The 21,526-nt window shown below is 69.0% G+C and carries 15 protein-coding genes and 1 tRNA gene; 9 read left to right on the forward strand and 7 right to left on the reverse strand.

Features of this window, described 5'->3' with window-relative positions; all coding sequences use genetic code 11:
• Window positions 1–25: 25 nt before the first annotated feature.
• Together JNUCC0626_RS29660 and JNUCC0626_RS29665 are read right to left on the reverse strand one after the other, a co-directional pair.
• Window positions 26–763 (reverse strand): FkbM family methyltransferase, encoded by a 738-nt coding sequence (locus tag JNUCC0626_RS29660; protein WP_394614030.1) that lies wholly within the window; start codon window positions 761–763, stop codon window positions 26–28.
• A gap of 10 nt (window positions 764–773) precedes the next feature.
• Window positions 774–1,541 carry a hypothetical protein gene (locus JNUCC0626_RS29665; RefSeq protein WP_394614031.1) on the reverse strand — a complete coding sequence of 256 codons (768 nt, stop codon included), beginning with the start codon at window positions 1,539–1,541 and terminating at the stop codon, window positions 774–776.
• A gap of 241 nt (window positions 1,542–1,782) precedes the next feature.
• Between JNUCC0626_RS29665 and JNUCC0626_RS29670 the strand changes: the two genes are divergently transcribed.
• Window positions 1,783–1,858, forward strand: a tRNA-Arg gene (locus tag JNUCC0626_RS29670).
• A 247-nt stretch (window positions 1,859–2,105) separates the two neighbouring features.
• Entirely contained in the window at window positions 2,106–3,653 is a 1,548-nt protein-coding gene (locus JNUCC0626_RS29675) for an alanine/glycine:cation symporter family protein (protein WP_394614032.1), read from the forward strand.
• Window positions 3,654–3,684: 31 nt separating this feature from the next.
• Here JNUCC0626_RS29675 and JNUCC0626_RS29680 read toward each other — a convergent pair whose 3' ends face one another.
• Both JNUCC0626_RS29680 and JNUCC0626_RS29685 read right to left on the reverse strand, forming a co-directional pair.
• Window positions 3,685–4,164, reverse strand: coding sequence for a hypothetical protein (locus JNUCC0626_RS29680; protein ID WP_394614033.1), 480 nt, complete (start codon window positions 4,162–4,164; stop codon window positions 3,685–3,687).
• Window positions 4,165–4,184: 20 nt separating this feature from the next.
• Window positions 4,185–4,727, reverse strand: a complete 543-nt coding sequence (locus tag JNUCC0626_RS29685) for a GNAT family N-acetyltransferase (RefSeq protein WP_394614034.1) — start codon at window positions 4,725–4,727, stop codon at window positions 4,185–4,187.
• Between JNUCC0626_RS29685 and JNUCC0626_RS29690 the strand changes: the two genes are divergently transcribed.
• From JNUCC0626_RS29690 to JNUCC0626_RS29705, 4 genes are all read left to right on the forward strand, one after another.
• On the forward strand, window positions 4,726–5,667 hold the full coding sequence (locus tag JNUCC0626_RS29690; protein ID WP_394614035.1) for a nucleoside hydrolase: 942 nt from the start codon (window positions 4,726–4,728) through the stop codon (window positions 5,665–5,667). The two genes, JNUCC0626_RS29685 and JNUCC0626_RS29690, sit on opposite strands and share 2 nt — an antisense overlap.
• Window positions 5,668–5,713: 46 nt before the next feature.
• Window positions 5,714–6,613, forward strand: coding sequence for an LCP family protein (locus JNUCC0626_RS29695; RefSeq protein WP_394614036.1), 900 nt, complete (start codon window positions 5,714–5,716; stop codon window positions 6,611–6,613).
• Window positions 6,614–6,870: 257 nt separating this feature from the next.
• Window positions 6,871–10,659 carry a hypothetical protein gene (locus tag JNUCC0626_RS29700; protein ID WP_394614037.1) on the forward strand — a complete coding sequence of 1,263 codons (3,789 nt, stop codon included), beginning with the start codon at window positions 6,871–6,873 and terminating at the stop codon, window positions 10,657–10,659.
• A 45-nt stretch (window positions 10,660–10,704) separates the two neighbouring features.
• Window positions 10,705–11,202, forward strand: coding sequence for a DUF2165 domain-containing protein (locus tag JNUCC0626_RS29705; protein ID WP_394614038.1), 498 nt, complete (start codon window positions 10,705–10,707; stop codon window positions 11,200–11,202).
• Here JNUCC0626_RS29705 and JNUCC0626_RS29710 read toward each other — a convergent pair.
• The 3 genes from JNUCC0626_RS29710 to JNUCC0626_RS29720 all read right to left on the reverse strand — a co-directional run bounded on the left by JNUCC0626_RS29710 (window position 11,177) and on the right by JNUCC0626_RS29720 (window position 16,982).
• Window positions 11,177–13,222: a diguanylate cyclase domain-containing protein gene (locus JNUCC0626_RS29710; RefSeq protein WP_394614039.1), complete on the reverse strand. Its 2,046-nt coding sequence runs from the start codon at window positions 13,220–13,222 to the stop codon at window positions 11,177–11,179. The genes JNUCC0626_RS29705 and JNUCC0626_RS29710 overlap by 26 nt on opposite strands.
• A 227-nt stretch (window positions 13,223–13,449) precedes the next feature.
• A complete protein-coding gene (locus tag JNUCC0626_RS29715; protein WP_394614040.1) occupies window positions 13,450–15,765 on the reverse strand; it encodes a helix-turn-helix transcriptional regulator in 2,316 nt (771 codons plus the stop codon).
• A 2-nt stretch (window positions 15,766–15,767) separates the two neighbouring features.
• The gene (locus JNUCC0626_RS29720) at window positions 15,768–16,982 is read right to left on the reverse strand and encodes an Hsp70 family protein (RefSeq protein ID WP_394614041.1); all 1,215 of its coding nucleotides are present in this window, start codon (window positions 16,980–16,982) and stop codon (window positions 15,768–15,770) included.
• Between the two features lie 221 nt (window positions 16,983–17,203).
• Here JNUCC0626_RS29720 and JNUCC0626_RS29725 point away from each other — a divergent pair, with 221 nt between their 5' ends.
• The 3 genes from JNUCC0626_RS29725 to JNUCC0626_RS29735 all read left to right on the forward strand — a co-directional run bounded on the left by JNUCC0626_RS29725 (window position 17,204) and on the right by JNUCC0626_RS29735 (window position 21,512).
• Entirely contained in the window at window positions 17,204–18,103 is a 900-nt protein-coding gene (locus tag JNUCC0626_RS29725; protein WP_394614042.1) for an IniB N-terminal domain-containing protein, read from the forward strand.
• Window positions 18,104–18,309: 206 nt separating this feature from the next.
• Window positions 18,310–20,121 (forward strand): dynamin family protein, encoded by a 1,812-nt coding sequence (locus tag JNUCC0626_RS29730; protein WP_394614043.1) that lies wholly within the window; start codon window positions 18,310–18,312, stop codon window positions 20,119–20,121.
• Window positions 20,118–21,512 (forward strand): hypothetical protein, encoded by a 1,395-nt coding sequence (locus JNUCC0626_RS29735; protein WP_394614044.1) that lies wholly within the window; start codon window positions 20,118–20,120, stop codon window positions 21,510–21,512. The genes JNUCC0626_RS29730 and JNUCC0626_RS29735 overlap by 4 nt, the downstream gene beginning before the upstream one ends.
• Window positions 21,513–21,526: the final 14 nt, after the last annotated feature.

Raw genomic sequence — 21,526 nt, forward strand, 5'->3', positions numbered from 1 at the left:
CAGGGGTCGGCGTCCTCTACTTATTTCAGGCCCTGAACAGGTAGTTCCTGACCTCGTCGCCGATGTTGTGCGTCGGCACCCACTCGCTGCCGTGCCACGTGCTCATCCGGTACCCCCGCCCGGTGAGGAAGTCCGCGACGTCCTTCGCGTGGTACCCGAAGCGCTCCACGTGCCGTTCCTCGATCTCCAGCAGGAACGCCGGCTTGAGCCGCGCGATCGTCTCGACGGCCCCCTCCAACACTCGGAGCTCGGCCCCCTCGACGTCGGCCTTCACGAAGTCCAGCTTCGTGATTCCCTGCTCCTCGACGAAGTGGTCGAGCGTGTCCGTCTTGACCAGAACGTCCAGATGCTGGTCGAACTCCTCGTTGGACCCCAGCCCGTTGGCACCGACCGTGAGAAACGACCGCCCAGTGACCGGACTCCCGTGCCGCACCGGCACGGACATGACCTCACGCCCCTGCTTCTCGGCCCCCAGAGCCACCGAGTGCCGGCGAATGTTGGCCCCTTCCCGCGGCCGCAGCACGTACGAAAGGGCAGGATGCGCGAAAACCAGGGGCTCCACGCTGTGCACAGTCCCTTGTGGACCGACCAGTCTGGACAACGTCACCGTGTAGAGCCCCAACGCGGCCCCGACGTCCACGCAGACGTCTCCAGGCTTGACGACCTTGCGGAGCCCGATGAGTTCCGCCTCGGCATAGGGCGTGAGCCGGGCCAGCGCCCGCAACCCGGCAACAACCGCGGCACTGCGAAGTTGGGTCAACACCCGGTCCAGCCTAGACGTGCCCGTTCGCGTGCCGTTCGCCCGCAGGCAACCCGACCTGGTCAGCGAACTCGGCAGCCACCCTCGCACCCCCATAAACGCTGAGGGCCTTCACCAGGTGCACCTTCAAGTCCCGCCGATGAGCATCCTCGAGCTCAGGCATCGCCCGCTCCACACTGCTGACCAACGACTCGGCCCAATGCGCGCTGGGCTCCCGTTGCGCGATCTTCACCAGCTCACCCAACTGATCAGCGAGCCGCACAGCTTCCTCAACCCGGTACCCGTTGCGCTGCAACCACCAAATGGTCGCCGTGCCGACGTCAGTCAGCACCTCGTCCCTCAGATACCGAATCTCAGCCCGCTCAACATCCCGCTCAGCCAACTTGAGCGTCGAGTTCCGCAACAACTCGACGTGCTTCCTGGCCATCTCCAGGTCGTCCTCCTGGACCGCGACCTTCACCTGCTCGGCCCGAGCCCAGACATGGGTCCCAGGCACCTGCCGCTCAGTGGCGAGCTCGTCCCCCAACTGCACCTGCAGGGCAGCATGGTGCACCAACATCGCCTTGCAACTGATCTCCTTGGCCCGCAGCAAAACGTGATGGACAGCAGCGTTCTTAGGCGAGTTGTGCCGCAGCCCGGTAGCCAAGTCCAACCGCCACACCACCACCAACTTGAGCTGGAAATCCAACCCGTAAACCGCACTGGCCAACGGCGTCTCGAACTCCTGCTGATGGCTGCTCACCGGCGGCACGAACGTGATCTCGTCCCCACGCCTGGGCACCCGCCGCCGCCACCAGGCCCTGAGGGCGCCAAGGGGTCCAGGACGGAAGTCGGGCCACGGTCTGCTCACACGCCCTCCCTACCTGACGTTTGTGCCCGGCAGAAGGTGGCCTGCCTCACTTCCCTCCAACGGCCGCAGCCCTCCCTCGGGGTTCCTCACAGTGCGTGAGCGGGCCTGCCGGCCGGCTAGCCGGGGGCGCTGGTCAACTCGGTAGCGGCACCCCGCTAGACTGCTCGTGCCAGCCCTAGTAGCTCAGGGGATAGAGCATCGGTTTCCTAAACCGTGTGTCGCAGGTTCGAATCCTGCCTGGGGCACCACCTTTCGCCGGGTGAATTTGCAGCCGCTGACCTGCACAAACAGGTCAGCGGCTGCAGTTTTCAGCGGCCACTGAAATGGATCTCCAGCCTGCGCCGTGACTGGACTTGTGGCCTGAACGGGCGTAGGTGCCCGTCATGGCTTCCTCCGAGCTGGGCAACTGCCTGAACCTTGCGTCTTCCTTAGCGATACGTCTCTTTTCCGTTATATGTCTTGATTTGAGGGCTCGCGTGCAGTCTCCTGCGTCGCATGCTTGTGACCTCACCCACGTCTTTGGGCCTGGCCTCGGACAGTGATCTGCTCTCTGGAGTGGAGAACGCCATCAACGGGGTCTTCGACCCCGTCTCCGAGGCGGTCTCTGGCTTCGTGTTCGCGAAGGTGACCGTGTTCGGGGTGGCCTTTCCCTGGATAGTCGGCTGGCTCGTGCTCGCTGCCGCGTTCTTCACGGTCTACTTCGGATTCATCCAGGTCCGGGGCTTCAAGATGGCCATCGACATCGTGCGGGGCAAGTACACGCGCGACGACGAGCCCGGGGAGATCAACCACTTCCAGGCTCTGGCCTCGGCGGTGTCGGGCACCGTGGGCCTGGGCAACATCGCCGGTGTCGGTGTGGCGGTCACGATCGGTGGGCCCGGCGCCACGTTCTGGATGATCGTGTGCGGCCTGCTCGGCATGTGCACCAAGTTCGTGGAGTGCACGCTGGGTGTGAAGTACCGCGAGCAGCACGCGGACGGGTCGGTTTCCGGTGGGCCGATGCACTACCTGCGCAAGGGACTCGCCGAACGGGTCAAGGGCACGGCGGGGGTGGCGATCGGCAAGGTTCTCGCAGCCGGAGCGGCGCTCATGATCCTGTTCTTCGCCATCGCGGGCGGGAACATGTTCCAGGCCAACCAGACCTTCGAGCAGTTGCGGAACGTCACTGGCGGTGAGACCGGACTCTTTGGTGGCGACGGCGCAGCCGTCGTGTTCGGTGTCGTTCTGGCGGGCGTGGTCGGGGCTGTGATCATCGGTGGGATCAAGTCGATCGGTCGGGTCACGGGGCGGCTCGTGCCCGCGATGGCCATCATCTACATCAGTGCGTGCCTTCTGGTCATCCTGTTCAACATCGGTTCGCTGCCCGCCGCGGTCGGCGAGATCATCAGCGGCGCCTTTGCGCCCGAGGGTGTTGCGGGTGGCGCGATCGGCGCGCTGATCGTCGGTTTCCAGCGAGCCGCGTTCTCCAACGAGGCCGGGCTGGGTTCGGCGCCGATCGCGCACTCGGCGGTCAAGACGAAGCACCCGATCACCGAGGGGTACGTCGCGCTGCTGGAGCCCTTCATCGACACGGTCGTCATCTGCACGATGACCGCGCTGACGATCGTCATCGCCAAGACGCAGTTCTGGACCGACGCCCGCGCGACCGTGGCCGCCGGCGGGGACAGCCCCGGCGGTGTGACCGTGACGTCGGACGCCTTCGGTTCGGCGCTGCCCTGGTTCCCGTACATCCTGACGATCGCGGTCGTGCTGTTCGCGATCTCCACGATCATCACCTGGGCCTACTACGGCGAGAAGGCGTGGACCTACCTGTTCGGCCGCGGCAAGGCGAGCACCAACGTCTACCGCGCGCTGTGGTGCACCTTCATCGTCGTGGGCAGTGTGCTCTCGCTCGGCACGGTCATCGACTTCGCGGACGCGGTGCTGTTCACGCTGGCCCTGTTCAACATCGTCGGCCTCTACGTCATGGTGCCGATCGTCAAGCGTGAGCTGCGGTCGTTCCACCAGAAGATCCGCGACGGCGAGATCACCAAGGTCGGCTGAACCGGTACCGGCGCGTCCCCACGAGCGCAGTTCAGCCGCCCGATCTGACATGGCTTACGTAGGGCTCGTAGGCCGCTAGGTCTTGGTGGGGCTCGTAGGTGCTGAGGTAGTAGTAGTCGGCGATGATGTTGGCCTGCTGCTCGGTGTTGAAGTCCGCGAAGGTCTTGTTGCGCAGGCCTTCGGGGCCGCCGTAGTTGTAGAGGTTCTTGTTGAAGAAGCCCGCCATGGCGGTGGGGAGCAGGCTCAGGATGCTGCGGCCGTGTTGGTACTGGTAGGCGTGGGTCAGTTCGTGGACCAGCCAGCGCTCGTACCGTGCCTGGTTCTGCGGTGTGGTCAGGACGCCCTTGGGGAAGGTGACCAGTTTGGGGAGGGTTCTGGCTACGCCGAAGCTGCCCAGCAGGCCGCCTTCGGCGAGGGTTAGCGCGCTTAGGTCCAGGGCTTCGCCGAACACCTTGGCGGCTATGGAGATCTCGGTGGATTCCAGGTTGCGGCGGAAGGCTGCTCGGAACATCTTGGTGGCTCCCGGCTCGGCTACTGGTGTGATGGTAGGCCGGTGTTCGGGGCGCCAGTAGTGCCGAGCGTCAGGCGGTAGCGCATTTCCTTCAGGTCGGCGCCGCCGATGGTTTCGGTCTTCACCTGGCCGTTGGGGAGGAAGCCGAAGCGCTCGTAGAAGCGGCGGGCTCTCGGGTTGTCCTCGAACACCCACAGGCCCACGTCGGTCTTGCCCTCCAGGGCCGCTGACGCCAGTGCGAAGCCCAGGCCCGTGTCGTAGGCCGAGGCCAGGACGTAGATCGCGTACAGCTCGTGCTCGGCATCCGGTTCGCGGGACGGGCCCACCGAGGCGAAGCCGACGATCTTGTCGTTGGACAGGGCTGCGACCCACACGCCGCCGTTTGGGATGTCGCGTTCCCACATGGCCGTGCAGCGTTCGAGCGAGCGATTGTCCAGGATCTCGTCTGGGACCAGGCCTCGGTACGCGTCCTTCCAGGCTTGGACGTGCACCAGCGCTACGGCGGGGGCGTCGGTCACCACTGCTGGACGGACTGTCATGGCATCCCCCAAGATCGAACGCATGCGGATCATCGTCGACGCGGACCCCGGCATCGATGATGCCCTCGCTTTGTACTACCTGCGTGCGCAAGCCGACATCGAAATAGTTGCCATCGGGACGGTGCACGGGAACGTTCCGGTCGAGGTGGCCACGGCCAACGCGCTGAGGCTCGTCGAGCGGCTGGGCATCGACGCCCCGGTGGCGATGGGGGCGGCGAAACCGCTGGCTCAGCCGCTCATGACCGCCGAGGACGTGCATGGGCAGGACGGGCTCGGCGGGCATGCTGGTGAAGAGCCCAGGACCACGCACGTGGAAGAGAGCGCTGCCGAGCAGTTGGCGAACCTGGCCCGCCGAAACCCGGGACAGCTCGATCTTCTTGCGATTGGGCCGCTCACCAACGTCGCGTTGGCGTTGCAGATCGAGCCGCGGCTGCCGGAACTGCTCGGCAAGGTGGTGGTGATGGGTGGTGCGTTGAACGTGCCCGGCAACATCACGTCGTACGCCGAGGCCAACTTCTGGCACGACCCCGAGGCGGCCGACCTGGTGCTCGCGGCCGGGTTTGAGGACCTCACGATCGTCGGGCTCGACGTGACGATGGCGAGTCACGCGCCACAGGAGTGGTTGGAAGCGCTCCCACAGGACTGCTACCCGCGGCGGATCCTCGGTTTCTACGCGGACTTCTACGGCAGTTTCCTGGGGAAGAAGGGGTTCGTACCGCACGACCCCCTGGCGGCTGCGATCCTCGCGCAGCCGGAACTCGCGACCTACCACGAGGACCGGTTCGCGATCGAGCTCACCGGGCGGTACACGCGGGGCAAGATCGTTGCCGACCAACGGTTCCTCGCGCCGGACAGCCCGTTCGGCCGTGACATCGCCACCGAACGCACGAAGGCCAAGTACGCCACCACCGCCGACCACGCCACCTTCCTCGACCAGCTGAGGCGTGCTGTGACACAACCATGACAATTCGCCTACGGGAACCGAACAAACGCCGGGGACCGTAGGAAGCATGAACGTCCACTTGAAACGATGGCTCGTGGTCTCGGGGGCCGCCGTGGTCATCGCGACGGGCGTCGTGGTCGGGGGCTCCTACTGGCGGCTCGAGAGCAATCTCAAGACCGTCGATCTCGCGAAGGAGATCACCCACCCCAGGCCTCCGTCGACGCCGGGCCGCCCCCTCAACATCCTGCTCCTCGGCAAGGACGACGGCCGGTCCGACACCGCTATGGTCGTCCAGCTGAACGCCAAGGGCGACACGGCCCGCGTGATCAGCATCCCGCGCGACACGATGGTGCCGAGGCCTCGGTGCGGGAACAACCCGCCCGCCGCGCTCGCCATGTTCAACAGCGCCTTCTCCACGGGCGGCGCCGCCTGCACGGTCGCGACGGTCGAGCAGATGAGCGGCATGCGGATCGACCACTTCGTGCAGATCGACTTCAACGGCTTCCGCGACGTCATCGACCGGCTCGGCGGCATCGACGTCACCATGCCCGAGGCCATCGACGACGCGAAGAGCGGTCTGCACGTGCCGGCCGGGCCTACGAAACTCGACGGAACGCAAGCGCTCGCATTCGTGCGCACCCGCTACAGCATCGGGGACGGCAGCGACCTGAACCGCATCAAGAACCAGCAGCTCTTCATGCGGGCGCTCAGCGAGAAACTCGCGAACGAGAACTGGCTCGGGAGCCCGCAGAAAACGCTCGCGCTCGCCGACATCATGACGAAATCGATCGTCACGGACTCCGAAATCGGATCGATCGCGCAATTGGCCGATCTCGCGGGCAAGCTCACCGCGTTGAAACCGGACGCGATCACCTACGTGACGCTGCCGACCGAGACGTACCTGCCCGACCCGAACCGGGTCCAGCCGAAGCAGCCGGAGGCGGACGCCCTCTGGCAGGCAGCGTGAGCTAGCAGGCCGCGCCTTGCCAGTCCGGAACCAACCCCGCTGACCACGGCTGAGAAGACCCCCAGCGCTCCTCAGCCGTGGTCGCTCTGCCCCAGTCGCTCACTGCCATTCCCACGGTCTCCCGCCGGTTGCACGGACGTCCGGTCGAGGTTGTCAGACCACCTCGTTATGGTGGGTCTTCGACTGCCTGTCCGGTGCGTGCGCCGCAGCTCAGACGTGCGGTCGGAGTTTTCCGGTCCGGACGAGGAGGAGGCCGCTTGGGACCCCGTGGCGTCTTCGCGGAGCGGTTCGCGCTGCTCTACGCGGAGGCAGGCGACCCTCCGCTGAAACGAGTCACGGAGTCGGTCGCGCGTGCCCGCCGGACGGACGAACGGGGCAGGCCGCTGCGGGTGCCCGCGCAACGGGTGAGCGACTGGCGGCGCGGGCGCAACGTGCCCGCGCGGTTCAGCGGCCTGAACGCCGTCCTCGAGGTCCTGATCGGCGAGGCCCGCAAGCGCAGGCCGCAGCCGGCGATCGACGGCCTGTACGAACTCGACGCGTGGCGCGTGCTCTGGGAAGAGGCGCTGGCCAGCCCCGTCACCGACCCCGGGCCGCCGCCGCAGGAGGACGACGCGGTCTGCCCGTACATGGGCCTGAGCGCGTTCGGACCGGAGGACGCGAATTGGTTCTTCGGCCGCGAACGGGCGACGAACGCGCTTCTGGAAAAACTGAACGACAACGGCATCACAATGCTCGTCGGCGCGTCTGGCGCGGGTAAGTCGAGTTTGCTGAAAGCGGGCGTGCTGCCCGGGCTGGGCAAAGAGGCGATCGTCATTTCGCCGGGCACCGACCCGTTGAAGGAGTTCACGCTCCAGGTACCCGAACTGACGCTGGAGAACGCCGACACCTTCGCGCAGGAGGTGCAGCACGCGGTCGGCGACCGGGTGGTGATCGTCGACCAGTTCGAGGAGGCGTTCACCCTCGGCGGCGACGAGGACCGGCTGCGGATCTTCGTCCAGGCCCTGCACGCGGCCGCGGGCAAGACGGCGGTCGTGCTCGGCGTCCGGGCCGACTTCTACGCCCGCTGCCTCGACTTCCCCGAGCTCTCCGAGGCCCTGCAGACCAGGCAGATGGTGCTCGGCGCGATGTCCGCGGCCGAACTGCGCGAGGCCGTGACGAACCCGGCCAAGGCCGCGGGCCTGCACCTGGAGGCCGGTCTGGTCGAGGTGATGCTGCGCGACCTCGGCACGCACAACAGGCGTGGCAAGGACGCCTACGACGCGGGCGCGCTCCCCCTGCTCAGCCACGCGCTGCTGGCCACCTGGCAACGGCGGCAAGCGGGCAGGCTCACCACCGCGGGCTACCGGGCGGCGGGCGGCATCCAGGGCGCCGTCGCCGCCACCGCCGAGCGGGCCTGGTCCGACCTCGACGAACCGGCCCGCGCCGCCGCCCGCGCACTGCTCCTGCGCCTGGTCAGGGTGGGTGACGACACGCAGGACACCCGCCGCCGCGGCAGTCGGCACAGCCTGTTGGAAGCCAGCGCGAACCTGCCCGCCACGGAACGCGCGCTCGAGGTCCTCACGCACGCCCGGCTGATCACCGCGGACGCCGGCTCGGTGGAGATCACGCACGAGGCGTTGCTCCAGGCGTGGCCGCGGCTGCGCAGCTGGATCGACGAGGACCGGGCGGGGAACCTGACCAGGCAACGGCTGGAGGAGGACGCGGCGGCGTGGTCCGAGCACGGCCACGACTCGTCGTTGCTCTACCGCGGCGCACGGCTGGAGGGCGTGCGTCAGCAGCAGAACGTCACCACGATCGCCAAGGAGTTCGTGCGAACGTCCGAACGCCAGCACCGCAAGAGCGTGTGGGTGCGCCGCAGCGCCGTGTCGCTCGTGGTGGTGTTCGCGCTGATCGCCGCCACCGCCGCGGTGATCGCCGTCCGGCAACGCAACGACGCGGTGTTCCGGCAGGTCGTGGCCGAGGCCGACCGGCTCGCCGACACCGATCCGTCGGTCGCGGCCCAACTCCTGCTCGCCGCCCACCGGATGCGGCCGGGCGACCTGGACGTGGGCTCGAAGCTGCTCGCGAACCAGCAACTCCCACTGGCCGTGCCGCTGCACGGCCACACCGGCGCCGTCTACCTGACCACGTTCACCAGGGACGGCACGGTCCTCGCGACCGCGAGCTACGACCGCACCGCACGGCTGTGGGACGTGCGCGACCGCTCGCACCCGAAGCCGCTCGCCGTGATCCCCGGCCACGCCGGGTGGCTCAGCTCGGCCGTGTTCTCGCCGGACGACCGGCTGCTCGCCACCACCGGCGAGGACCGCACGATCAAGCTGTGGGACGTCGCGGACAAGGCGAACCCCCGGCTCCTCCAGACCGTCGACACCGGCAACGGCATCACCTACCTGCTGGAGTTCAGCCCGGACGGCCGCACGCTGGCCGCGGCGAACGACGACAAGACCGCGCGGCTGTGGGACGTCAGCGACCCGGCCGCGCTGAAGCCGCTCGGCGAGCCGTTGCCCGGCGCCACCGCGGCGGTGCGGACCCTGGCGTTCAGCCCGGACGGCCGAACGCTCGCGACCTCGGGCGACGACCGCACGATCCGGCTGTACGACGTGGCTTCCCGTTCGCTCGTCGGCACACCGATGACAGGCCACAGCGACGGACTGCACTCGGTCGCGTTCAGCCCGGACGGCACGCTGCTCGCCTCGGGCAGCGACGACTCGACGGTGCGGCTCTGGGACCCGGCCACGCAGGAACCGATCGGGGACGCGCTGGTCGGCCACACCGGTGGCGTGTGGTCGGTGAAGTTCAGCCCCAACGGCCAGGTGCTCGCGTCCGGGTCCGCGGACGGCACCGCGCGGCTGTGGAACCTGAGCGATCCCTCGGCACCCAGCGCCATCGGCAGGCCGCTGACGGCGCCGAGCGGCGGGGTGTTCGCGGTCGGCTTCACGCCGGACGGACGGGCGCTCGCCACCGGTTCCGGCGAGAACGCGGTGCGGCTGTGGTCGTTGCCGCAGAACGTGGTCCTGGTCCGCGCCACGAACCTGGTGCAGCCGGTGTTCAGCGCGGACGGCGGGCTGCTGGTGGCCGGCGATGGCATCCGGACCGCCCGGTTGTGGAGCACGAAGGACGCGATCACCTCGCTGGGCACGGCCGTGGTCGGGCCGGACCGCGGCACCATCCGCCCGAAGCTGCGGCCGGACGGCAAGGTGCTCGCGACCGCCAACGGCCTGACGGACCAGTCGGTGCGGTTGTGGGACACGCGCGACCCCGCTCGCCTCGTCCCGCTCGGCTCACCGCTCGTGCTCAACACCCGGTTCAGCTCGACGATCGGGTTCTCCCCCGACGGCCGGATCATGGTGACGGGCAACGACGACAAGTCGGTGCGGCTGTGGGACGTGGGCGATCCGGCGCACCCTAAGCCCCTCGGCGCACCGCTGACCGGCCACCGCGAGTACGTCAACGACGTGGCGTTCAGCCCTGACGGCAAGACGCTGGCGACGGCGAGCAGCGACCGCACGTTCCGCCTGTGGGACATCAGCGATCCCGCGCAGGCCGCGCCGATCGGAGAACCGGTCACCGGCAACGTGGAACCGGTGCAGCGCATCGTGTTCACGCCGGACGGCAAGACGGTGATCACCGGCGGCACCGACAAGACGATCCGGATCTTCGACGTGCGGGACCGGGCCCGGCCTCGGGCGTTGAGCGTACTCAGAGGGCACGGGCAGCAGGTCAGCTCGTTGTCGATCACGTCGGACGGGAGGACGCTCGCCAGTGCCAGTGCGGACAAGACGTTCCGGCTCTGGGACATCAGCGATCCGGCCAGGGCCAAAGCCTTGGGACAGCAGATGTCGCTGGCGTCCGGGGCCGAGCCGTCCGTCCACTTCCGACCGAACAGCCGGATGCTGCTGACCAACGGCGGGGACGGGGTGCTGCGGTTCTGGGACATCGACGCCGAGCACGAGGCGGCGCGGATCTGCGCGACGACCCGGGGTGCGTTGACCGAGGAGCTCTGGCAGTCGCGGCTGCCGCAGGTGGAGTTCCAGGACCCCTGCTGACCAACTGGTCTCACGCGCCGCACTGCATCGGTTACTGTCCGCTGCATGCGTCTTCTTGCTCGGGTCGGCAGCTTGCGCGCGGTCGTGGCGGTGACCGTGGGGTTCATCGCCCTCAACATGATTCTGGTGGTTCTCGGCAACGTCACGGACTACGGCACCAACGAGGCGTTCGTGAAACACGTGCTCGCCATGGACACCACGTTCGGCGAGAGCCTCAAGTGGCGGGCGATCACCAGCAGCGCCGTGGTCACGATCGTCTACGTCGCGATCATCCTGTGGGAGGCGATCGCCGCGGTGCTGCTCACCGCCGGCACGATCGCCTACGTCCGCGACAAGGAGGACAGCGCGCGGAAGTTCGCGTCCGCCGGGCTGATGATGATCGTGGCGTTGTTCCTCGGCGGGTTCATCACGATCGGCGGTGAGTGGTTCGCCATGTGGCAGTCGAAGGACTGGAACGGGATCACGGCCGCCCTGCGGATAGTGACCATCGCCGGGTTCGCGCTGGTGCTGGTGCACCTCAGGCCGAAGGCGGCCACTCCGTAGTCGGTTCCCCGCAGAAGGCGGCGCCCACACCCGCGTCGGCGCCCAGTTCGGTCCACCAGTCGCGTTGCTCGGCGTCCTCGATCGCGTCGACGACCACCAGGCCTCCCGCCTCGTGGACGAAACCGATCAGGTCGCTGAGCACGTGCGAGACCAGGTCGTCCGGCTTCCGGCAGCGGCCCTTCACGCGCACGGCTCGCACGCCCAGGGAGCGGACCAGTTCGATCTCGGCGGTGGAGCCCTTGAAGTCCCGGGCGCCGATGTGGATTCCCATGTCGGACAACAGGTCCAGGTTGTCGGCGGCCTCGCTGTCCTCGGAGGCGAGGACGTGCACCGGGAAGCCGAGGAGCAGGCGGCCTGCCTGCAGGCCCGTGTCGGCGAGGACCCTGCGGACGTCGCGGACCAGGTCCGGGCTGTTGGCCATGCTCTCGGTGAGGCAGACGGCGAGCATCTCGTCGTAGGCGCAGGCGGTTTCGGCCGCGGTGCGGAGCATCCACTCGCCGAGCGGGAGCATCAGGCCGGTGTGTTCGGCCATCGAGACGCACTTCTCGTGCGGGATCAGGCCCGCGTCGCGGTGGCGCCAGTTGAGCTCGGCCTCCACGCAGATGCGGGCGGTGCCGTCGAGGCGCATGACCGGGTTGAAGACGACCTCGATCTCGCCGCTCTCCCAGGCGCCGGGCATGACGGCCGCGAGGGCGAACTCCTCCTGCTCGCGCTTGTCCTGGGTGGCGTCGTGCAGGCCCCACTGGCGGCGGCCGCTGCGCTTGGCGCGGCGCAGGGTCATGTCGGACGCGCGCAGGACCTCGGCCGGGTGGTCGCCGGGGTGCAGGCGGGGCAGGACGCCGATGGTGGCGGAGACGGCCACGCCCTGGTCGCCGAAGTAGACCGGTTCGGCCAGTTCGTGTTCGATCGTCCGGATCGTCGTGTCCACGTCCGGGGTTTCCGGGCCGTTCTCGACCAGGACGGCGAACTCGTCGCCTTCGAGGCGGGCGACCATGGCCTTCTCGCTGGCGAAGACCGAGCTCAGACGTTCGGCGACGAGCTTGAGGACCTTGTCGCCGATCTCGCGGCCGAGACCGTCGGTGATCACCGCGAACGCGTCCAGGTCGAGGTGGTAGAGCGTCACGCCGTGCTCGATGTCGCTGTGCAGCAACGATTCCAGCCGCGTGGTGAGGTACTGGCGGTTCGGCAGGCCGGTCAGGGCGTCGTGCAGCGACTGGTACTGCAGGCGGCCGCCGAGCAACGTGAGCTGGCTGTCGTCGTCGATCATCACGACGTAGTGCAGCGGGTTGTCCTCAGCGTCCTTCTGCATGGTGGCCGCGAGCAGCACGCGGAAGTGCTCACCGTCGCGGTCGATGAGGCGCGGCCGTTCCTCGACCCGGCGCATCCGCCCGTAGCGCAGTCCGGCCAGGGCGTCGTTGATCAACGGCAGGTCGGCCGGGGCGATCAGGTCCGTCAGCGTCATGCCGTCGGCGTCCTCGCGGCGCAGGATCGTGCACAACGCCTCGTTGGCGCGCACGAGTTCGCCGTCGAGGCTCACCATCGCGATGCCCGTGGACGAGTGGGCGAAGATGTCCTCGAAGCGTTCCTCGCTGGCCTGGAGGTCGAGCTGGACGGCGCGGTTCGCCCGCAGCAACGCCTGGCTGACGCTTTCCTGCTGCTCCAGCACGAACGCCTGGATGGCCGCCGTGTACGCGGCGGAGATGGCGCCGATCACCCGCGCGGCCGACGACGCGTCCGCGCCCTCCTGCACGACGAACTCGGCGAGGATCTCGTTGGAGACGCTGAGGCTTTCGGCGCCGACGCAGTGGATCTCGACCAGCCGCCTGCCCACCAGCGACGCCACGCCGGGTTCCTCGGTGAGCGCCTCGGCGACGACGTTGAGCAGTTCGTGCAGTTCCTCGGTCAGCTTTGCGGCCGACAACGGGATGTACGCGGTGCGGCTGACCTTGTGCGCCCAGTCGCGCGCCAGCTCGTCACGGCCCCGCGGGCGTGACGGTCTCGCGTCGTCCTGGCTCGGCAAATCGATCCACCTGACCTGCTCGGCGAGCAACGGTCCGGAAGCCTACAGCCAGCAACCCGCACCGTCCCCTTGCACGGCCCCGTTCCCCCCAACGGGGGTATAGCCGCCTCATAGCGTTACCGCTTCCTTGCGCACGATCGAACTAATTTTCTCATGACCACGCCAAACCCTCACCTCTCCATCGAGGGACAGGCGGTCAGCGGAGGGTTGGCGACGGTGAACGGGCCTCAGGACCCGATGATGTGCCGCAGCTGGGCCAGCAGGTCCGAGCGCGAGGTGGAGCCGAGCCGCTGCCGCATCCGGGCCATGTGGTGCTCGACGGTCTTGGCCGAGATGAACAGCCGGTCGCCGACCTGCTTGTAGGTCATGCCCTCGACCACGAGCTGGGCGACCTCGCGTTCGCGGTCGCTCAACTTGCCGGCGTCCTCCACGATCGGAACGACGTCGGCCTCGGCGGCCCGGCGCGCGGACACCGGCCGTCCCTGCAACAACCGCGCGCAGTCGAGCAGCCGGACCATCGCCTGCCGGTCGGCCGTGCGGATCGCGGCCTGACCGGCCAGCCTCGACGCGTCCCACCACAGCCCCACGGCGTGCAGGCCGCGCGCTGCCTCCTCGACCCGATCGGCGTCGACCTCACCGGCGACGACGTCCAGCCAGCACTCGGCGGCGGCGGACAGGGTCGCGCAGTACCGGCTGCGGTCGCGCACGGCGCTCAACGCGGCGGCGTGCTCCTCGGCGGCAGCGGTGTTCTCGTCGATGATCGCCGCGTGCAGCAGGCTCCAGTGCAGCTGCGTCGCCCACAACGGCGGATTTCCCAGCGACCGCAGCAAAGCCGCGGCCTGTGCGAGGTGCGGCCTCAGCCGTTCCTGGTCGCGCAACCGGGCCGCAGCTGCGGCGAACTCCCCCAGTGGCAACAGGCTGAACAGGTCGACGGGGTGCCGCAGCACGGCCTCGCAGGCCTGTTCCCAGGTGCGCCGCAACGTGGCGAGGTCGCTGTTGCGGCGCGCCACGCCGACCTCCAGCGCCACCGCGAAGATCCAGTCCCGCGGCTCGAACGCCCCGCGCACCGACATCAGCGTCTCGCGCGCCACGGCCAGGTTCCCGCGCAGCATGTGCAGCCAGGCCTGCAACAACCGGTGCCGCACCGACATCAGCACGCCGCCGGTGCCGGTCTCGACGGCCCTGTCCAGCACGGACTCGGCCACGTTCGGCTCACCGCAGTGCACCGCGACCAACGCGGCCAGCGCGGCGGGGCTGTCCGGCAGCAGCACCGCTCCCCCGGCCGGTTCGAGCATCGACGAAGCACGCACCAAAGTGGACAGTGCGGTGGTCTCCGCACCGACGACGGACTGGCGAACGCCCTGCACCATCAACGAAGCCGAGCCGCCCAGCATCGTCGGCGGCTGCGGCGGGTTCTCCTCGAACAGGTGCCCGGTGCCGATCAACCCGATGCCGGCGAACGCCGACGCGTACGGCGTCGCGGCCCACCGGAACAGCTCGGTGCTGCGCGCCAGCTGACCGCGGTGGGCCAGCGCGACCGCCGCCACCTCGGCCGCGGTCCGCCGGTGCGGTGAGTCCGGGACGCTGATGACCTGGTCGGCGAGCCTCAACGCACCGTCGAGGTCCCCGGCCATCGCGGACGCCGTCGCCCACGAGGCCGCGGTCTCGGCGGACGGCGTGCCACCCCCGGTCGAGGCCTTGAACAACCGTGCGGCCAGCGCGGGATCGGACGACAACGCCTCCCGAGCGGCAGCGACGAAAACGGGCCCGCCGATCCCGGTGTCCAGCAACGGCCGCACCAGATCGAGCACCGGCCCGCCGCGTTCCAGCTGCAACCGGGCCAGCTTCTGGCGCACCGCGATCCGCCGCTCGGCCCTGGTCAACGCCCCGACCGCGCGGTTCGCGAGCGGCAGCAGCGTTCCGTCCTCGGCCAGCAACCCGGTCGCGCGGGCGGCCTCGATGATGTCGCTGACCTCGTCGAAGTCCTTGTCCAGCAACGCCGACAGCAGATCCAGCCGCTGGGCCGCACCGGCTTCGGCGGCCAGCAGGAACTTCTGCAGGTCCGGGTCCAGCCAGTCGAGGTCGGCCCGGAACGCACCGAGCACCTCGGCGGAAATCTCGGACACGGCCCCAAGGCGTTCCACGAACAGAGGAACGCCACCGGTCTGTGCGAACACGAAGTCCGCCACGGGCTTTGGCGCGTTCAGCACCTCACGGACCTGATCGCGCGTCAACGGCGCCAACGGCACGACGACAGCGCCACGGGCCAACTCGGCCAGCACTGCCTGACGTGGCCAAGGGCGGTAAGCAAGCACCAACAGCGGTTCGGCAGCCAGCGCGCGCAGAGCGGCATCATCCAGCAGGTGCGCGTCGTCAACGACGCGCACGGCAGGGTTGGTGATCTCCGAAAGCAGCGCTGTCTTGCCGTAACCACCAGGCGCCGCAACGACAACGCGCAGGCTCGTGCCCGCTTCCGCGTCGTTGATCCGGTCGAGCACGCCTCGCACGGAGGCGTCCAGCACCAACCTGGCTCGCGTGGTCACGCTCAACGGCCGTCCTCATCATCATCTCGGGATCGGGAGCTGGAGCTCGAACGGCGCCCGACGGGCTTCAGCACGCTCGTCACGCGCTTCACCCTCCTCGGCGGCAGCTCCAGCGGGGACACGTCCACCGGCGGGCGGGGCGGTGGAGCGGAGAACTCGTCGTCGTCGGGGCTCGGCACCTCGCCGACGGGGAAACGCAGCGAAGCTTCACGGGTGTGGACCAGGACCGACGTCTCGAGCGGTTCGGGTTCGACCTCGGGGCCCAGCAGGACGAGCCGCGCCGCGACGGCGAGACCCTTGGCGGCGGAGTGCTCGGGCGCGGCCTCGGCCAGCACGCGGCAGTCGACGGTGGACGACAGCACGTCGCCGATCACCGGCATCCGGCAACCGCCGCCGATCAGCAGCACGGCGTCGGGCTGCACCGCCCCGACCGCGCGGACGAACGTGCCGACCAGGTGCTCGACGGCGGGACGGAGTTCGTCGACGAACTCTTCGCGCCCGATCTCCACCCCGCTGACCACCACGGACTGCCCGGACGCCCGCTTCGCCGCCTCGCACTCGGCGGCCGACACGGGAACGTCCTTGCCCGCCCGACTGCGAACGAGGCCGAGCAGCAGGTCGTCGAAGTCGGCACCGGTGTGGTGGTCGACCCCGTCGACGTGGTTGACCAGCTCGAACGTCCGGTTCTGCGCACGCTTGACCACGGAGGCGGAGAACGCGTGGCTGCCCAGCGAGAACACCGCGAGCGACGCGTTCGGCGTCACGCGGGCCCTCACGGCGTGGTTCTCCGCGGCCGCCAACGGCTCGGACACGAGCGTCACGTCGTGCAGTCCGACGGCCCGAAGTGCGGCGTAGAGCTGGCCCCGGCGATAGGGGCCCCACCCGGCCGGGTGGCTCACCGCCAGGTGACGGGGCTGTTCACCCTCCCGGGCGACGACCTCGCCGACCACCCACATGATCAGCAACGCGGTGAGCTCCTCGGCCGGGCACAGCTCAGGGCCCAGCGAGAACGGCACCGCGTCGCCCACCCGGCGGGCGAAGCCGGAGGCACTCCAGCCGGGCACGCCGCGGTCGCCCACCGAGAACGTTCCCGCGTCCGTGAGCTGCAACAACGACGGAACCACCAGGACGATCTCGGCATCCCTGGCGCCGTCGAGGCGGCACACGGCAGCCGTCGTGCGGGTGGTCCCGACATCGACTCCGAGTACGTACGCCAAAGCTCTTCCTCACCTGTTCGCAGCAGCGACCAGTACCTACACGGGTGAACGAGACACGCTCAAGCGCGGCCCCTAATCCCCTAGGGGGTCAACGAGCGTCACCCGTCTGGGGAACGGGGATTGACTGGGAGTGATCCCCGATGCAGCCGCAAACCTGATTCCCATAACTTTCTGGCCGCACACCCCAATTGATACGACGTGCCTCAACAGGAGCTCCTTCGATGACCCAGCCCAGCAACCTCCACGACTTCGTGCTCAACCTCCTGAGCGACCCGTCCCTCAAGGCCGCGTTCGCGAACGACGCCCAGGGCACCCTGGAGCAGGCTGGCCTGGCTGACATCACCGCACTCGACGTGCAGGAAGTCATCCCGCTGGTGCTGGACCTCGTCCCCGCCGTCGACGGTCTGCCCACCGTCGAGAGCCTGGACCTGAACCTGCCGGCCGACGACCTGCTCGCCGAAGGCCCGCTCGGCGCCATCAGCCAGCTGCAGGCGGTCGCGTCGCAGCTGACCTCGTCGGGCGTGAGCCTCAGCGACCTGCACACCTCGTCGGCCGGCGTGCTCGCCGTGGACGCGGACGGCATGAACCTGCTCTTCGCCAACAACACCCTCGGCGAGCTCACCTCGGCCGGCCTGGGTCTGGGCGGCGACTTCTCCGCCGTCACCGACGTGACCTCGGTCCTCGACCAGACCGCGTCCCCGCTGACCGGCACCGTCCTCGACGTGGCCGACACCGCGACCGCGACCGCGGACGCGCCCCTCGACGGCGTGACCTCGACGGTTCCCGGCCTCGACGGCGTCCTCGGCCAGCTCGGCGGCGTGACGGGCCTCGCCCACGACGCGCTGGGCGTGCTGGGTGGCGCTGACGCCAACCTCGGCGCCGTCAACGTCTCGGGCCTCGGCGACCTCGCCACCGGCGACCTCGGCGTGCAGACGCACGACACCATCGCGCAGGTCACCGGCACCGCGACGGGCGTCGTCGACACCGCCACCGGCCTCACCGGCCACGCGACCGGCCTGGTCGGCGACACCGCCGGCGTCGGCAACGTGCTCGGCACCGTCACCGACGTGGTGCACAACGTCCCGGTCGTCGGCGACCTGGACCTGGGCCTGCTCGGCTGAGCCACCCTCCCCCACGCGGACCGGCCCTGTCTCTTCCAGACAGGGCCGGTTCGTCGTCTCAGCCGTTTCGGCGCCTGACAAAAGTCTGAAAACGGTTCACGTCTTGCTCGGTGAGCAACGTCACCGTCCTCCCGAACTGCCCCATCCGCCCGAACAAAACCGGTATTGCGTTCGAGGCTTTCACCCAAGGGGGTGAACACGGCACTATGAGTCAGGTGATGGCACCGCCCTGGCTCGACGTGCTCGACGAGACGATCGGGGCCTGCGTCACGCACCGGAGGCCCGATCTGGAGGCCCGGCTGCGCGAAAAGCGGGCACAGCAACTCGACCCCAAGTTGCGCGTTCTCGTCGTCGGCGAGTCCAAGCAAGGCAAGAGCCAGCTCGTCAACGCGTTGCTCAACGCCCCCGTCTGCGCGGTGGGCGACGACATCACGACGACTGTGCCGACCTTCGTCCAGCACGCCGACACCCCGTCGGCGGCGCTGGTCCGCAACGCGTCCGCAGGTGGCTCGATCTTCCACACCCCGACCGAGCGCATCGCCGTGCCGATCGACCAGGTGACGAAACAGGCGGCCGCGCAGCACGTCCTGCGGGCCGAGATCGGCATCCCGCGCGCGTTGCTCGACAGCGGCCTGGTCCTGATCGACACCCCCGGCGTCGGCGACACCCGGTCCGCGCACACCGCCAGCACGTTCGCGACGCTCATGCAGGCGGACGCCGTGCTGATGGTCTCCGACGCGACCGGCGAGCTGACGGCCGCGGAGATGACGCTGCTCAAGAAGGTCATGGAGGCCTGCCCGAACGTCACGGTGGTCGTCACCAAGATCGACCTCGTGCCGTCGTGGCGTGCCGTCGTGGAACGCAACCGGGCGCTGCTCGCGAGGGCCGGTGTCCGCGCGAAGCTCATCCCGGTGTCCTCGGCGCTGCGGCTGCGGGCGGCGAAGACCGGCGACCAGCGCCTCAACACCGAGTCCGGGTTCCCCGAGCTGGTGACGTGCGTGCAGAGCGACATCGTGGCGAGCGCCGACCTGCTGGCCCGGCGTGCCGTGGCCATGGTCGCGTCGTCCGCGCTCACGCAGCTGGTCACGCCGTTGCGCGAGGAACTCACGGCGCACGACTCGTCCCACACCGTCGCCACGATCTCGACGTTGCAGGAAGCCCAGCGACGCGTCGACGAGCTGCGCCGGCGTTCGGCGCGCTGGCAGAACGTGCTGAACGACGAGATGGCCGACCTGATCTCCGACGTCGAGTACGACCTGCGCGACCGGACCCGCAAGATCCTGCGCGAGGTCGACAAGACCTACGACGAGGCCGATCCCGCGATCGGCTGGGACAAGTTCGAGCAGTGGCTCGAGGACAACCTCAACGAGGCCGCCACCACGAACTTCTCCTGGTTGATGGAACGCGCGGAGTGGGTCGCGGCCAAGGTGGCGCGGAACTTCCCCGTCTACCGCGAGGACCTGATCCCCGGATCGGTGCTGCCGGACGACCTGCTGGAGCCGGCGAGCAAGCTGGAGAAGCCGAAGATCGAGCCGTTCTCGGTGCCGCAGAAGCTCTTCACGGGTCTGCGCGGCTCGTACGGCGGCGTGCTGATGTTCGGTCTGGTGACCTCGCTGGCCGGTATGCCGCTGATCAACGTGATCTCGCTGGGCGCCGGCGCGCTGTTCGGTGGGAAGTCCATTCTGGACGAATCCGACCAGCGGCTGAAGCGTCGCCAGGCCGCCGCGAAGGCCGCCGCGCAACGCCACGTGGACGACTTCTTCATGAAGTTCTCCAAGGACGTCCGCGACTCCGGCCGCCACATCCAGCGGTCGCTGCGCAACCACTTCAGCACCCTCGCCGAGGAGCTGCAGGAGACGTTGCTCGAGTCGGCCCGCAGCGCCAAGCGCGCGGTGCAGGACGACCAGACCGAACGCGAGCGCCGGCTGCGCGAGGGGCGCAAGGAGCTGGACCGGCTCGTGACGCTGTACAAGAGGGTTCAGGCACTCGGGGGTCCCGCTATGGAGCTCACCGCGTGACATTGGACCGCGTCGTCTGGTCGATGCTTCAGGAGGCGCTCGGCGTCTACCGCGACAGCCCGCGCGCCACGGCCTGGCTGCGTTCGCACGTCGAGCGCTACACCGAGCCCGTGCGGATCGCGGTGGCCGGGCGGTCGCGGATCGGCAAGTCCACCGTCGTCAACGCGTTGATCGGCGACGAGTTCACGCCGCAGAGCGCGTTCGTCTGGTACCGCGGCGGCACCGAACCGCGAGCGCACGTGTTCTCCGGTCCCGGCCGGCCGCACGAGGTCGCGATCGGCCGGCGCGGCAGCCGCAACCACGTGGAGACCGGCCAGTTCGACAGGTCCGACCGGGTCGTCGTCGACTGGCCCGCGCGGACGTTGCGGGACGTCGTGCTGATCGACACGCCCGCCGAGGCGACCCCGGAGCAGGTGCTCGGCGACGCGGACGCGTTGCTGTACCTGATGCGGCACGTGCAGGACGAGGACCTGAAGTTCCTCCAGTCCGCCAACGACCACCCGATCGCCCGGACCGCCGCCGTGCACACCGTCGCGGTGCTCGCGCGGGCCGACGAGATCGGCGCCGGACGGATCGACGCGCTGTCTTCGGCCAAGCAGATCGCCCGCCGCTACCGGCGTGACCCGGCCGTGCAACCGTTGTGCCAGAACGTGGTCTCGGTCGCCGGGCTGCTCGCGGTGGCGGCGAAGACGTTGCGAGAGGACGAGTTCGCGGCGTTGCGGACGTTGTCGTCGCTGGGCCGTGAGGAGCTCGAGGACCACCTGCTGTCGGCCGACCGGTTCGTCGGCGAGCAGTTCCCGGTGGTCATGGAACCCGCGGTGCGGCAGGCGTTGCTGGAGCGGTTCGGGATCTTCGGCGTCCGGCTGATCACCGCGCTGATCCGGCAGGGCTTCGACACGCAGGTGAAGCTGACCGGCCAGTTGGTGCAGCGCAGCGGACTCGGCGAGCTGCGGGACTCGATCGCGGTCCACTTCTCCGAACGGCGCGAGATCCTGAAGGCGCGGTCGGCGTTGCTGGCGCTCGACGTGCTGTTCCGGATGGAGCCCCGGCAGAACTCCCGCAAGCTGATGGCCGACCTCGAACGGGTCGTGGCCTCGGCACACGACTTCCGCGAACTCCGGCTGGTGGCGGCGTTGCAGTCGGGCCGGACGAAGCTGCCCGGCGAGTTGCAGACCGAGGCGTTGCGGCTGGTCGGGGCCGAGGGCGTCGCGCCGTCCGCCCGGCTCGGGTTCGAGTACGAGGCCGACGCCGGTGAGCTGCGCGAGGCGTTGCTGGACGCCCTGCTGCGCTGGCAGGCCCAGGCGTTGGACGTGCACGCGTCCTTCGAGCACCGGAAAGCCGCCCAGATCGTGGTTCGCACGTGTGAGGGCCTGCTGCCGCAGTTCTCCTGAGGCACGATGGCTCC

Origin of the sequence: Lentzea sp. JNUCC 0626, assembly GCF_043632865.1 — a bacterium.
Taxonomy (GTDB): domain Bacteria; phylum Actinomycetota; class Actinomycetes; order Mycobacteriales; family Pseudonocardiaceae; genus Lentzea.